Origin of the sequence: Streptomyces sp. NPDC048197, from assembly GCF_043202395.1 — a bacterium.
Classification (GTDB): Bacteria; Actinomycetota; Actinomycetes; order Streptomycetales; family Streptomycetaceae; genus Streptomyces; species Streptomyces siderophoricus.
Genome location: NZ_JBIDAJ010000001.1, coordinates 261,428 through 274,377, shown reverse-complemented (window position 1 = coordinate 274,377; position 12,950 = coordinate 261,428). Strand labels below are relative to the sequence as shown.

9 protein-coding genes are annotated in these 12,950 nt (G+C 65.3%); 4 read left to right on the top strand and 5 right to left on the bottom strand.

The window, feature by feature from the left end; all coding sequences use genetic code 11:
• Positions 1–996 precede the first annotated feature (996 nt).
• Positions 997–2,118 (top strand): toll/interleukin-1 receptor domain-containing protein, encoded by a 1,122-nt coding sequence (locus tag ACGF4C_RS01245; protein WP_393562298.1) that lies wholly within the window; start codon positions 997–999, stop codon positions 2,116–2,118.
• Between the two features lie 1,311 nt (positions 2,119–3,429).
• On the opposite strand, the gene ACGF4C_RS01240 is transcribed toward ACGF4C_RS01245, so the two are convergent.
• Positions 3,430–4,086, bottom strand: coding sequence for a hypothetical protein (locus tag ACGF4C_RS01240; RefSeq protein ID WP_393562296.1), 657 nt, complete (start codon positions 4,084–4,086; stop codon positions 3,430–3,432).
• A 251-nt stretch (positions 4,087–4,337) separates the two neighbouring features.
• Between ACGF4C_RS01240 and ACGF4C_RS01235 the strand changes: the two genes are divergently transcribed.
• A complete protein-coding gene (locus ACGF4C_RS01235) occupies positions 4,338–5,180 on the top strand; it encodes a PE-PGRS family protein (protein ID WP_393562294.1) in 843 nt (280 codons plus the stop codon).
• Here the strand turns inward: ACGF4C_RS01235 and ACGF4C_RS01230 are convergent.
• The 4 genes from ACGF4C_RS01230 to ACGF4C_RS01215 all read right to left on the bottom strand — a co-directional run bounded on the left by ACGF4C_RS01230 (position 5,110) and on the right by ACGF4C_RS01215 (position 10,584).
• Positions 5,110–6,807, bottom strand: a complete 1,698-nt coding sequence (locus tag ACGF4C_RS01230; protein WP_393562292.1) for a PE-PGRS family protein — start codon at positions 6,805–6,807, stop codon at positions 5,110–5,112. The genes ACGF4C_RS01235 and ACGF4C_RS01230 overlap by 71 nt on opposite strands.
• 343 nt (positions 6,808–7,150) lie before the next feature.
• Complete coding sequence (locus ACGF4C_RS01225; protein ID WP_393562291.1) at positions 7,151–7,864, bottom strand: hypothetical protein; 714 nt, start codon at positions 7,862–7,864, stop codon at positions 7,151–7,153.
• Between the two features lie 157 nt (positions 7,865–8,021).
• Entirely contained in the window at positions 8,022–9,194 is a 1,173-nt protein-coding gene (locus ACGF4C_RS01220; protein ID WP_393562289.1) for a serine hydrolase domain-containing protein, read from the bottom strand.
• 67 nt (positions 9,195–9,261) lie between these two features.
• A complete protein-coding gene (locus ACGF4C_RS01215) occupies positions 9,262–10,584 on the bottom strand; it encodes a transcriptional regulator (protein WP_393562288.1) in 1,323 nt (440 codons plus the stop codon).
• Positions 10,585–10,776: 192 nt separating this feature from the next.
• On the opposite strand from ACGF4C_RS01215, the gene ACGF4C_RS01210 reads away from it, so the two are divergent.
• Both ACGF4C_RS01210 and ACGF4C_RS01205 read left to right on the top strand, forming a co-directional pair.
• Entirely contained in the window at positions 10,777–12,027 is a 1,251-nt protein-coding gene (locus ACGF4C_RS01210) for a methionine adenosyltransferase (protein WP_393562286.1), read from the top strand.
• Complete coding sequence (locus tag ACGF4C_RS01205; protein WP_393562284.1) at positions 12,027–12,944, top strand: aminoglycoside phosphotransferase family protein; 918 nt, start codon at positions 12,027–12,029, stop codon at positions 12,942–12,944. Before ACGF4C_RS01210 ends, ACGF4C_RS01205 begins: the two co-directional genes overlap by 1 nt.
• The last annotated feature ends 6 nt before the right edge of the window (positions 12,945–12,950 follow it).

Here is a 12,950-nt window from a genome sequence, read left to right as displayed (position 1 = left end):
CAAGCACCCCTCGTACGGGCGGACCGGATCTCCCGCATTCGCCCGGACTTGCCCATGCGGCCACGGGATGATCAGCGCCCCCAAGACCCACAAGACAGCCCAGGGGTTGTACACGGACCCCAAAAAACTCAGCGCGTCGATCCCAGCCACCGGAGCAGCCCACCACCGGAAGCCGGAAGAACGACGAAGGCCCCGACCGGCGAACCGGTCGGGGCCTTCCATCAGGCGGAGGATACGAGATTCGAACTCGTGAGGGGTTGCCCCCAACACGCTTTCAAGTCTGTTGGTGAGTCTGGATGCGTCATCGGGGGCTATTCACCTGCGTTCATGGGAGGTCGGCCGTGGGAGCGGCTATCGACTTCGGTCTTGTCCGAACGGCTCCGAACGGCGCTGAATGAGACGGAAACTGAGACGATCAGCAGAGCCGGAATCGTTAGCATCCTCGCTGTCGGGGCGGGGCCATGGCACTGGACCGCAGGGGAGCGCGACGCATCGTTGTTGACGGTACGGCCTATCGCCGGCGGCTGCGTCGCAGACCGACCTGTCCTCAGGCCGTGGAGCGGACGCCATGCACGTCGCGGTTGAGCTTGCAGATGCCCCTGGGGCAATGCTCGTGGTCACCCACCAACCAACCAGCCTCATCCAACTGGTTGGGGCGGGAATCCAAGCCTGCATCTTGCCTGATCGTCACCCCCGGGGAAGCCTGTCAGGCTGGGGAGCTCTGACCTGGGTTTTCCCTGTCACTGTCGGCCACCACTGATCGGCCTCGGGCACCCTCGCACAACCCAGAGACGGCCCAGGGGCGATCATGCCAGTCGCGGCACCGGAACCAGGTGGCGGCCGCTCACCGCAGATCACGCATTCGCCAACTGGCACGGTACCGGATGACGCTCGCTTTCTTTCGCGGTTACCGGGCCACGCTGCTCCGACAGGCACTAAGCTGCGGGGCTACTTGGCGGCTCTCCCTTGATCAGTTGGCACAACAAGGAGTTAGCGATGGTCACCGTGCCTAGCATTGAGCAGTCCCACCGGCTATTCATTAGTTATGCCCATAAAGATAATGAACTGTTCGATGAGGCAGTCGCCATCTTCGCGAAGGATCTTAGCAACTTTTATTCGGCTAAGACAGGGAATTCGCTCGCGGTTTTCTTTGATAGGCAAAGCATTGGCTGGGGCGAGAATTGGCGCGCAGAGATTGATCATGATCTCAACAATGCCATGATCTTTATGCCAATCATTACGATGCAGTATTTCAATCGCGCCGCTTGTCGCGACGAGCTGATCGCATTCAAAAGCAGCGCAGAGCGTCTGGGGGTCAAAGAGTTGATCCTTCCGGTCGTGATTGCTGGCGCTAAATCAATCACCGCCGACCATCAGATCCCGGAAGTGCGCATTATTGAGGCGTTGCAATATCGCAACCTTGAGTCTGCATTTCTTGCTGGCCCGGGAACGCCGGAGTGGCGGACCACCCTCAGCAAGCTCACCGACGAGCTCATCGACATCGTAGGGACGGCTGAGGCCGAACAGGAGGCGCGTAGGGAAGCTGGCCAACCCGCACTCCCCTCAGATGCTGCCATTGATGGTGAGGATGGCGACCTGCTGCAAGGGATGTCGGACCTAGGAACTCTCTCAGCGCGAGTCGAGGAGGAGATGGAGGAAGCCGGCCATGCTGTTGAAGCATGGGTGGAGGCCATCTCCGAAGATATGGAGTCCTTTTCGAACCAGAAAACACCTCAGCAAATGCAAGCCGTTTCTCTTCGCATGGCAAGCAAAGCAAAAGATCCTTCGATCCGTCTCAGAAACGCCGGAACGGCACTCGCCGATACGGCAGCCGAGACGGATGCCCTTATGCGACTCATGATTGAGCAGCTGTCTCGAACTGGGCATCCTGAAGCGCGTGAAGCCGCAAGACAATTCGCTGAAAGTCTACGCGGAGAGCCCTCGGAGCTTCAATCGCTGATCACGCAAATGTCGGGCGTACTCTCCATGCTGACGCTTTTCGAGGTAATGAGCTCCCCCCTAAGGAAATCGCTCAAGCCGGCTCGAATCGGCATTAACAAACTCCAAGACGCCTTCCGGATTGCTGGAAGCTGGAATTCGCTTCCTGAGATCGAGTAACGGCTTAGAATCGCAACCTGTCATGCTCTTCAGCGAGGTCGGTGGAGCGGCTTTGTTCTGATCTGATGTGGCGCGAGCGATCATGGTCCATTTCGCTAGCCAGCGGATCGGGCAGGTTTGTGAGCCTGCCCGTTAGTGTTCGATCTTTGCGTCGTGATCTTCGAGGCTCGCGCCAAATTGGCTGCCTTAAAGCCTTGGAGCCGACAGCCCCAGCCAGCGAGGGCTTCTCCACACGATGTGCCCGCCGCGAGTGCGCCGCCGGGCGGTAAGCGGGGCGAAGACAGGAGGCAGGCCGCGCCGCCGAGGCGGTGCGCCCCGCGTCGTGCGCGGGCCTTGAGGAGTAGGGAAAGTTCTAGCGCGCGGTGTCAGGCGCTTGCCGTCATGACTTCGTACGTGAGGAATGCTCCGCTCAGGGCGTTCAGGAACGGGGCGCATAGACCTCGGACATGGACTTGCGGCGGAAGACCAAGGCGACGATGCTTCGGGTCGTGTTCCTGTAGAACTCCGTGAGCTCGTCACCTCGGCGTGGATGCCTGTCTCTTCCCAGGCCTCAGACAAGGCACCCTTCGAGTTGGAGCGCTCGGCCCGGAAACTCCAAGCTGCATTGCTTGGAGCACCCCTGTAGCGCCTTCTACCGGAAGATGCAGGGCTCCGGGAGCTCGGCCAGTGCTGCCCGCCAGTCCATCGGGCCATTCGCACCACCCTGAGCGAGACGGTATGGCGTAAACGCCTGTCCACGAACGTCGCCCGGATCGCCAAGCGCTGCGACGCCAAGAGGTGCATACCGAATCCTTCACGATCGAGGAGGTGCTGAGCCTCCTCGTTGAGGCTGCCAGGCTCCGCAACGGAGCGCGGTGGGTGGTCGCCCTGGCGGTGGCACCGGGGAGCCTCCCGCTGCTCCTCGGCGTCCGGGACGTCGTGGTCGACGCGATCATGGGCTTGGAGCCGAGGGGAGCGGCACGATGCGCGCTCGGTACATGCACATCACCGGTCCGATGCTCCTGAAGGTCGCGGCGCAGATCGGGGACGCGCTCTGGGCATCCCCTGAGGTCGACCCGACTGAGACGGAAACCGAGCCGGGAGAACGACGAAGGCCCCGACCGGCGAACCGGTCGGGGCCTTCCATCAGGCGGAGGATACGAGATTCGAACTCGTGAGGGGTTGCCCCCAACACGCTTTCCAAATGTTCGTCTGGGAGTCCGGCGGGGGACGTGGGTGTCCTGACCTGCGGCGGAGCGTCGGGGGTGGCCCCGTTCGGACGGGGCCGGACGGACGCGAAAGAGACCAGAACTGAGACCACAAGCATGGCTCTCAGGGCGTATCGAGGTTCACGCTGAGGCAGTCGTTTGAGTCCACCGCTATGCCGGTGGGGGTGGTGACGATAATGCCGTATTGGGTCTCAGCCAGGTCCCTCGCTGCGGTGCAGTGTTGGCCGGCGTCGCCGCCGGTGAACTCGATCTGAATCGAGTCGCGACGGTCGGCTGGGTTCGCTTCTTCGGGGTTGCCAGGCTGGATGTACGCGGCCTTCACGCCCCGGAGGCGCTTGACCCACGCGGGCACTCCTGCCCCGTAGCTGGGGGCCACGGACGGGGTGGCGTCACGAGAGCGAGGGGCGGCCGGCGTTGTTGGCGTTGCCTCTAAAGAGGGAACGGACGCGTCCGCCGACGGCGATGTCTGCGGGACTGCCGATTTGGGCTCGCTGGCGGCGGTGTCGAAGAGCCCGTAGATCATTGCCAGGGCGAACACCCCGGCTACTCCGGTGCCGAAGATCAGCCCGGTCCGGGAGGGCCGCGGCGGGGCAGAGGGCGTCAGGGGCGACAGCCTGTCTGGAGAGACGGAGAGTTCGCTTCCCGTGTTGAGCATGCATATCTCGACGTCGCCGTCGGCTGTGTGCCCGGTGACGTTGGCGCGGTTCCCCATGTACAGGACGATCGATCCGATCGGGAAGCTCTGTGTCACGGGCGTCAATGCGGGATCCTCCGGTGAACGGGCTGGCTACTGGGGAGTCGCCCGGCATGCACGTCTCACGACGTTGCGGCCGCTGCGATCGTCCTGGCTTGACCATTGAAGCTTGGACGGTTGCCGCCGTGAGTACCGTTCGGCCAACTGGGACGGACAGGCGGCCGTGGCTGGGAACATCAGGGGGCCCTGCTCTCCATCTCCTGCTTCTTTTCGCAATGGCTGGGCGACGGGAGTGACAGACCTGGCTGAATAGGCACATGGAGATTGGTGAGAACTGGGCCTACCGCGCCCGGCCGAAGGAGCTGGGCGCCGCGGTTCGCCAAGTTGAGATCGTTCGGGTGGGTGGGAGCGGCAGGTCTGGATGGCTCCACGTGCGGTTTCTCGAAGGTGATGACGCGGGACTGCAGGAGTGGGTCAACCCGAATTCTCTCGTGGCGCGGTGGGAGGACGTCGAGGCGTTCCGCGCGGACGATGCGCGCGAGCGAGCGCTGGCCGCAGCGTCGCGGAGCGTCCGAGGAAGTGCCGAATTTGAGGCGGCGCGGTTCGTGCTTGGATTTGTCCGCCCGAAGAGCAAGCTGCGCCTGCGGCGCGGCGCTGCTGACGCTGGGATCTTGGAGATGAGCTGTCTCGACGAAGGCGCCAGGCTTGTCGGGCTGGAACCCGCGGAGCTTCGGGGTGATCCGATGGTCCACGAGAATCGCGAGGGGCAGTGTCTGGCCGGGTGGCCGGTCACTGAGCGGCTCGCGCGTCACGTGGCCGGCCGACTTGCCGACGACATCCTCCCCGAGGTGGACCGCAGACAGCAGGCTGTCGATCAGGAGCGCACCCAATCCTCCTGGTACTCCTACAGCCGCAGGGACGACCGCAAGCTGGACGAGGAAGCGGCCGTCCTGCGGACCGTCCGGGAGTGGTGCGGCCAGGACAAGGCGGATCGTTACGACGAGTTGGTCGCCCTGCGCGACGAGGTCGTCCGGCTCGGGAAGCTCGTGGAGAAGTCGGTGAAGGCCCTGCGCGACCGTGGGCACGGTGTCATCGCCTCCACCATTGAGCGCGACCTCGGGACCCATATCTCCAGCCTTGATCCAGACGTTCGTCGGTGAAGCTGCGCCACCGCTCCGGCTCCGGCTTGGGCGGCTCAGCTTCCGCCTTGGGTTCCTCCTTCTTCGGAGGTTTCTCTTTCTCCGGCCGTTGGGAGTGCCATCCATCGAGGAAGGGTCGTAGTTGGTCGTCCGTGGGCTTCGCGTGGAGGCTGTGGCCGGTCAGGCCCCTGCCGGCCACGGTCGGGTCGAGCCGGTCGGCTTCAGCGTTCCCCCACGCTGACCACTCTCTTAGCCGCCCGGCTTCGTGAGCGTCATCCGAGACGGAGGCGGCCTCATCGAGCGCGGCGCAGAAGGCCCGCATCTCCCCGGCGGCCCGCCACTGCGCCAGGGCGGTGCCGAACCGATCGACCCGCACGGCGTCCATTGCCTTGATCGTCGCGACGCTGACCGCCGCTTCCCACTCCCGCCGCGTGCGCTCTTCCGCCTCAGCCTCCCGCCGACGGCGCTCCTCCTGCTCCTTGGCCTCTCGCAGGCGACGTTCCTCTGCCAGGCGCTCCCGCTCCTCACGCAGACGCTGCTGCTCCGCCTCCCGCGCCAGCCGAGCCCGCTCCTCTTCCTCCGCGCGGGCCTTCAGCGCCCGGAAGATCGAGCTGATCTGGTTCTCCAACGGTTTCTTGGCTGTGTCGCCCCACTCCTTCTTCCAGCCGTAGTGGTAGCCGCTGCTGTAGGCCGAGGCATGGCTCACGACCAGTTCCAGTTCGCCGGACGGTTCGAACCGGTGCGCCGGGGTGACCCGCTGCCAGTCATACGTTCGTCTTCCCGGCTGCTTAGGCACGTACCTGACCTGCTTCTGTCGCTCACTGAAACTGATCTCGTACGTTCTGCCATGGATCGTGAGCAGCGGCCTCGGCTGCCTGCGCTTCTTGGACACCGCGATCTCGCCATGCCGTGCGAGGGCCTGCTCGGCGAGGAGCCGAAGAAGGGAGACCACCCGTGGGAGTACCTCGTCCGAGATCTCGAAGGCGCTGTGGTCCGCGGTGACCGCCGCGATGACATCCTCGACGTCGGTGATCACTCGGCTGCGTGCCAGGCGGATCCGGTTCCATTCGGTGTCGTCCTCGCCTGTCACCCGGAGGAGGCCGAGGAAGAAGTCCCCCTTCGCCCGCCCGCTGTACTTCAGGTGGTAGCCCTCCGGCGCACACTGCCGCGCTGCGTCGAACGCCCGTCGATAGCGGGCCCGCTCCTCGGTGCTCGGGTCGGGGATTCGAAGGAACCGACCGGCCTTCTGCACCTGCGCGATTAAGGCCGCGCCGACCTCCGCTGGCGACTGCCGGGGAGGCTTCGCGGCACGCGTTGGTGTCGGCTTCGGCGCAGGTGGGGGCACCACTCGCTGGGGGCGAGGTGCCGCAACCGTCGGCTTGGGCTCGGCGGCTACCGGTCGTTGCTTGCGCGGGGCCGGCTCGGGCCGGTCCGGGTGGTGACCGTGTTCCAGGTAGAAGCGACCGTCATTGGTGATCTCCGCCTGCCACTTCCCCCCATGCTTGGGCATGGTGATGAGGCCACGGCTCTTGAGGGCACGGGCGGTGACGGCGAGTTCCGAACTCTCGGAGGTAACAGGATTCGTTCCCTCTCCGATTCGGGTGAGCAAGGCCAGCTGTCGATCGTTGAGCGGCGACCATCGGTACATGGTGACCGTGGTACCGGTCCCGTCGAGCTCCTACAACCAGAATGGTGATGTTCCCGCATTCCGCTGCCCGAGCGTCTCGACGACCGGACGGGCAGGCCCTCGACCCCGTGCTCGCGAAAACGCTGCAGGGGTGTGCCCCGTGCTTCCCAGGTCAGCTCAGTCGGCAGAGCACATCGAAGTGTGCTGAGAAGCTCGATCGCACGTTTTCCAAGCATCCAGTACATGGGCCTCGGTCCCTCGGCAGGTTTCTTTGGCGGGAGCGTTCGGCTCGGACGACGATGCTGGTTGTCGAGCGTGCTCTATACGCCCTTGGCCATGCCGTCCGTGGTGGAGGGGAGGGCCGCTATTCCAAGTGCAGGATCGGGTTCCAGGCGAACCATTTGAGGACCTCGGCGCCGAGTTCCCAAGGCGCGTTCAGCAGCACCTTCTCCGTCGCCTCAAGGTCGGAGGTGACCGTATCCGGCGCCGGCCCGACGCGCTGCATCAGATCATCCCACTCGCGGAAGAACTCCTCGTCCTCGCCGCGGAGACGGTGCACTGCCGCGTTCACGCATGCAGGCCACTTCGGCATGCCGAAGTGGCCGACATGGGTTCCGATCTGTGGGGCACCCGCGAAGACCAGGAAGTCGTCCGGAGAGAGCTGATCTTCAAAATGCAGCAGTGTGTTGATGCGCTGCTTGACGTGGTTCTTGATCTCGCCGAGGAAGCCCCAGCCGAAGTCCGTCAGCGTCCCGTCGGTCCCGGGCCAGATCGCGTCACCATCCAAGATCACACGTTCGAGGCGTAGCAGGCGGTAGCTCTTGCTGCTCCCCAGGACGTCAAACGCCTGTTGTGTCAGCCATGTGTTGCGGGCAAACATCACGCCGTCATGCAGGCGCTTGCGCCGTTTGGTCGGCGGAGAGGCATGGGCGTCCTCAATGGGACCATTGCGCCAGACGGAAAGCACAATCCCGTGGGCTGCTGCCCAGCGGAGGCCATGCGGGCGCTCAAACACCCCCATCTTGTCGAGGGCTTTGCGCGCCCGATCCAGGGCTTGCCGAATCTCCTCGTCCGTCATGATCTCCCCGCCCACTCTCAGATCACGGCCACTGCCGATGAGGTTACAGACAGGAGCTTGAAGAGCTCAGGCGATCGCTGCGAGGTCAATCCGTGCCAACGAAGACAATCGGCCGCCATGGCTATGCCCTGGAGCAGAAGAGTGCTGCCCTTGTCCGTTACGCCAGCGACCTCCGTACTGCGTCCACCAGCAACGGCGCACGGATATCGTCAGGGCCCCCGATGATGTGGTTCATTGCGTAGCCGAACGCGATGCCATGTTCTGGGTCGGCGAAGCCGAGTGAGCCTCCTCGGCCTGTGTGGCCGAAGGAGTTCGGTCCGATCATGGGGTTGGTCTCGGTGGGCAGCATGTAACCGGAGCTGAACCGGCTTGGTGCCACCAACACCTGGTCCCTGCCGCTGGCCTGCTCCTCGGTCGCCGACACCAGGGTCTCCGGGCTGAGCAAGCGCACGCCGTCTACCTCGCCGATCACCGTGGCGTACATCCGAGCCAGTCCGCGTGCGGTGCTGATGCCGTTGGAGGCCGGGAGTTCCGCGGCCTGCACCTCAGGGGAGTTGAAGTCGATCGCGGCCGGGTCGGTGACCTGGTACGCCCTGTTGCTGAATGAGTTCGGGTCGCGCCAGGCCGTGACCTGTTCGCGGAGCTCCTCGGGGATCGACTCCGTGGGCAGGGTGGTGAGGTCGATCTCGGGCTGCTGGTACACCATCCGACTGACACGGTCGCGTTCACTCGCTGGCAACCCGATGAAGAAGTCAAGGCTCAGGGGGGTGGCGACCTCCTCGGCGAAGAAACGGCCTGGCGTACGGCCGGATACGCGGCGGATGACCTCGCCGACCAACCAGCCCCAGGTCCGGCCGTGGTACCCGTGCGCCGTGCCTGGGGTCCACAGAGGACGCTGAGCGGCTAGTGCGTCTGCCATTGGCTGCCAGGCCAGCGCATCGGCCAGCGGCACCGGTTGGTCCAGTGCGACCAAGCCGGCCTGGTGGGACAACAGCCACCGCACCGGGATCTCCGCCTTGCCGTTCACGGCGAATTCCGGCCAATACTTGGCCACAGGGGCATCCAGGTCGAGCGCGCCTCGCTGGACTAGCAAATGCGCTGCGGTGGCCGTGGCGCCCTTGGTTGCCGAGTAGACCAGTTGCAGGGTGTCCCGCTCCCACGGACGACCGGTGGCGGGGTCGGCCATCCCACCCCACAGGTCCACTACCGGCCAGCTATCCTTGTACACGCACACTGCCGCACCGATGTCCCCGTGGTGATCGAAGTTCGCCGCGAAGGCTTCGCGTACTGGCTCGAACCCGGCTGCGACCTCACCGTTGATCGTCGTCATGCGTTCCATCCTGACATTGCAGCCGCCTGCTCCGAGGGGCTCCTTGGGAGCGAGCAGTCCGTACCAATCAGGCGGCATCGGGCAGCGCATGGAGGCGCTCGCGGAATTCACGGACAGCCGGGACGGACTTGTGGGGTTGGAGCTGCTCGGAGAACTCCTTCAGGCGGTCCGTGGCACGCACGGAGCTGACCTTGTCTTCGAGGAGCTCGGCACCGTAGTTGGCGGCGTCGAGGGCCCCCTCCAGGTCGTGGCCGGCGAGGCGGGCCTCGGCCAGACGGGCGGACCGTACAGCCTTGTCGCGAGGGGCGGCCTTCTTTACGGAAGTCTCCAGGGAGGCTGTCGCGCGGTCCAACTGGCCAGAACGCAAAAGAACTTTGCCCTCGGTCGACTTCAGTTGTGCCTCGCCGAACCAGTCGAGCCAGTCCGGATTCTCCTCCACCGTGTGGCGCTCCCAGAGGAAAGCGGCACGGTTGAGCGCCGTACCTGCCCTCTGGTGATCGCCGTCGCGGGAAAGCGCCTCAGCTTTGTGCAGGTAGAGGAAGGATTGAGCGTAAGGCGACAGCGTTCTAGGCGCGTTGTCGATGGCGGTCGAAATGAGGTCGACTCGCTCGGCGGTCCGTCCGGCCTCGGAGACGTGGACACCCATCTCCGCCAGGACGAAGGCCCCGAAGGCGTCGTCGCCGGCGGTTCGGGCGCTGCGCATGGCCCCGATGTAGTACCGCTGTCCCGCGGAGCGCAGCCCTGCGTCGTAGGCCATCCAGCCCGTCAGATGTGACACTCGGGCCGCCAACGAGTACAGACGGAGACGGATCTTGTCGGTGTATCGGCCGGTGCCCAGGAGGCTGGTGATCAGGGCGAGATCGCCTCGTGCCTGTTCCAGGAGTCGGGCGCCTCCGAGTTGGTCATCGAGCGTGCGGAGCGTGCTGATGCGCTGCTCGATCGTCGAGACCATCGTGTCGGTGACCCGGTCTCCGTTGAGGGCGGAGGCGAAGGCGGAGGGCGCCTCGGCCCAGCTCGCCGCAAGCCCCGTCAGGGCGGCGCCGGTGATGGTGAGGAACCCCCGACGGTCCATGCGGCCGCTCCCCACCAGGTCAGCCAGCGCCTCGACGGTACCGGCCTCTGTCCAGGGGGCAGTAAGCCCGGTGACCTCCCACACGGGCAGCCACCGCGGCCATCCTTCCTCCTGGGCCCGTTCGTACGGAACGCACAGCAGGTCGGCGAGGACGAGCTGAGCGTCGGCGTCCGGTTCCTGGCCCTGCTCCCACTTCCACACGGTGGTGCGGTTGGTCGCCAGAGAGATGCCCAGCTCCTTCCCCCGCGCCTGCATGAGTCGGGCGAGCTCAGCCTTCCCCCATCCGCTCGACTGGCGGACGAAGGTCAGTGGGTGCATTGCTAACGACTCACCAGTCACGACATGCCTCCCGTCAACTGCGTGCAGTGATGGGCAGGTTACCCATGCTGACGTGCGCATGAGAGCCCTCGACGCCGAGAGAAACCCCCTAGAAACGTTCCCGCCCGATCGCCAGACGGCTTCACTCATCATCAGTCGCTCAGCCGTCGACCTTGAGATGGGAGCACGTTCATGCCCCGCACGAGCACGACCTTCGGCAACAGCCATCTGGTGATCGAAACCGGTGCCGCCCGGCCCGACGCGACCACGATCGTGGAGCGCAAGGGTCTCGGTCACCCGGACACCCTCGCCGACCACCTGGCCGAGAGGCTGTCCCGGGCCTACAGCCGCTACACCGTTCGCCACTTCGGCGCCGTCCTGCACCACAACTTCGACAAGCTCGCCCTGCTCGGCGGGGCCAGCGAGGTCCGGTACGGCGGTGGGGGTATGACCGCGCCCGTCCGGGTTCTGGTCAACGGCAGGGCGGCGTCCATGTGCGGCGGCGAGCGCATCCCGACTACCGAGATCGTTGAGGCCGAGATCCGGGCGTTTTTCGCCGAGCGGCTCCCAGAGGTCTCCGATCATCTCGACATCGTCTTCAACGTCACCAGCAACTCCAGCCCCGGAGCCGTGCTCACCGGTGACGCAGTCCCCGACCGCACGCGGTGGTTCAACCCGCGCTCGATCGATGACCTGCGCGAGCGGCGGGTACGGCTGTCGAACGACACGTCGCTGGGGACGGGATGGGCGCCGGAGAACGCCTTCGAGTCGTTCGTGCGGGAGCTCGTGAACCACTTCTCCGGCGACAGCGACTTCACCCGCGCTCACTCCTGGTGTGGCTCCGACGTCAAGCTCATGGGCTATTGGGACGGAGAGCAGGCCGACGTCGTACTGTGCGTGCCCCAGAAGTCCCGCCATGTCCCTAGCCGGGCGGAGTACATCCGTAACGCCGAGACCGTGCTCGACGAGTGCCGCCGCATGGCCGCACTAAGGCTTTCCGGCGCCACGGTCGGCTTCCGGCTCAACGCCCGTGACGTCCCCGAGAAGGACGAGCTGTATCTCACCTACACAGGCAGTTCGATCGAGTCCGGGGACGAGGGAGTCGTCGGTCGGGGGAACCGGGTCAACGGTCTGATCACGCCCCTGCGACCCATGAACCTAGAGGGTGTCAACGGCAAGAACCCCGTCTACCACGTCGGCAAGCTCTACAACATCGCGGCGCAACGGCTGGCGCACCGTCTGCACGAAGCCACGGGCGAGCATGCCGAGGTCCACCTCGTCAGCACAACCGGCCAGCGGCTCGATCAGCCATGGCGCATTCTGGTGCGACTCTCGTCTCCCGATGTGGAGGTCGACAAGGTGCAAGCCCTCGTCAACGAGGCCATGGACGAGTTCCCTGCCCTGACCGACGAGCTCGTCTCATACGGGCTGGTGCTGAGCTGATGACGGCAGGATCGCTCGGCAGCGTCCTCCCGGGAGCACGGGACCGACTTCTGGCTCACTACGGTCCCGCTGCCGGCAAGTGGCTCGACACCGCCCCGCAGCTCCTGGAGAAGGCCGCCGAGCGATGGAAGCTGAGGCTACGGGGCTACTACGACGCAGGGCACTCCTCGGTCGTCGCCGTGGCCAGAGACATTCATGATGTCCCCGTCCTGCTCAAAGCCTGGTACGAATCCGCCCGCTATCGCGACGAGGTCACTGCGCTACGGCTGTGGGGCAGTGGCCCGACGGCGGACGTCATCGAGACCGCGGACGACCTGTCAGTGGCCTCGATGGAACTGGTGGGCGGCCGGCCGGGCGGCACGGCCAGACCCGAGCGGGAAGTCCAGATGGTGGCCGCGGTGATCCAGGGGCTGCATGCGGTTGGCGCGAAGCAGGGCCGGCCGGCGCTCCCCCGGCTGGGAGATCATCTCCAGCACACGGTGCTGCCACGCGTGGCCCGACGGGCGGCGGCCCTGGATCTCGGACGGCGTGAGTGGCTCGTACGGGAGGCAGTGCCCGAGCTTCACGCGCTCAGGGAGTCGCCCGCCCGTACGACGGTCCTCCATGCCGATCTCTACCGGGAGAACGTGGTCTTCGATGCCCGGCGGAACGCCAGGCTCATTGATCCGCATCCGATGGTCGGTGACGCGGTATACGACTGGGCGTTCTGGAGCGTCTATTACGGCCTCGGTCAGGCGACTTTCCAGCGTATGGCTATCGCGTCACGGATATCCCGGATCCCGGTTCCGGAGATCTCCGCATGGTGTCGGGCTGTCGCCCTGGACGGGCTCCTCTATTACACGGAGATCGGCGATCAGGCTCAGGAACTGGCCGCAGACGTCCTGGCCGCGCTGATGGCATCAGGCTTGGAGGGGTGAGGCAGG

What these genes read in the sequence shown, in the direction of transcription:
- ACGF4C_RS01245 (WP_393562298.1), top strand. Translation starts at nt 997, where the DNA reads ATGGTCACCGTGCCTAGCATTGAGCAGTCCCACCGGCTATTCATTAGT.
- ACGF4C_RS01235 (WP_393562294.1), top strand. Translation starts at nt 4,338, where the DNA reads ATGGAGATTGGTGAGAACTGGGCCTACCGCGCCCGGCCGAAGGAGCTG.
- ACGF4C_RS01230 (WP_393562292.1), bottom strand. Translation starts at nt 6,807, where the DNA reads ATGTACCGATGGTCGCCGCTCAACGATCGACAGCTGGCCTTGCTCACC.
- ACGF4C_RS01225 (WP_393562291.1), bottom strand. Translation starts at nt 7,864, where the DNA reads ATGACGGACGAGGAGATTCGGCAAGCCCTGGATCGGGCGCGCAAAGCC.
- ACGF4C_RS01220 (WP_393562289.1), bottom strand. Translation starts at nt 9,194, where the DNA reads ATGACGACGATCAACGGTGAGGTCGCAGCCGGGTTCGAGCCAGTACGC.
- ACGF4C_RS01215 (WP_393562288.1), bottom strand. Translation starts at nt 10,584, where the DNA reads ATGCACCCACTGACCTTCGTCCGCCAGTCGAGCGGATGGGGGAAGGCT.
- ACGF4C_RS01210 (WP_393562286.1), top strand. Translation starts at nt 10,777, where the DNA reads ATGCCCCGCACGAGCACGACCTTCGGCAACAGCCATCTGGTGATCGAA.
- ACGF4C_RS01205 (WP_393562284.1), top strand. Translation starts at nt 12,027, where the DNA reads ATGACGGCAGGATCGCTCGGCAGCGTCCTCCCGGGAGCACGGGACCGA.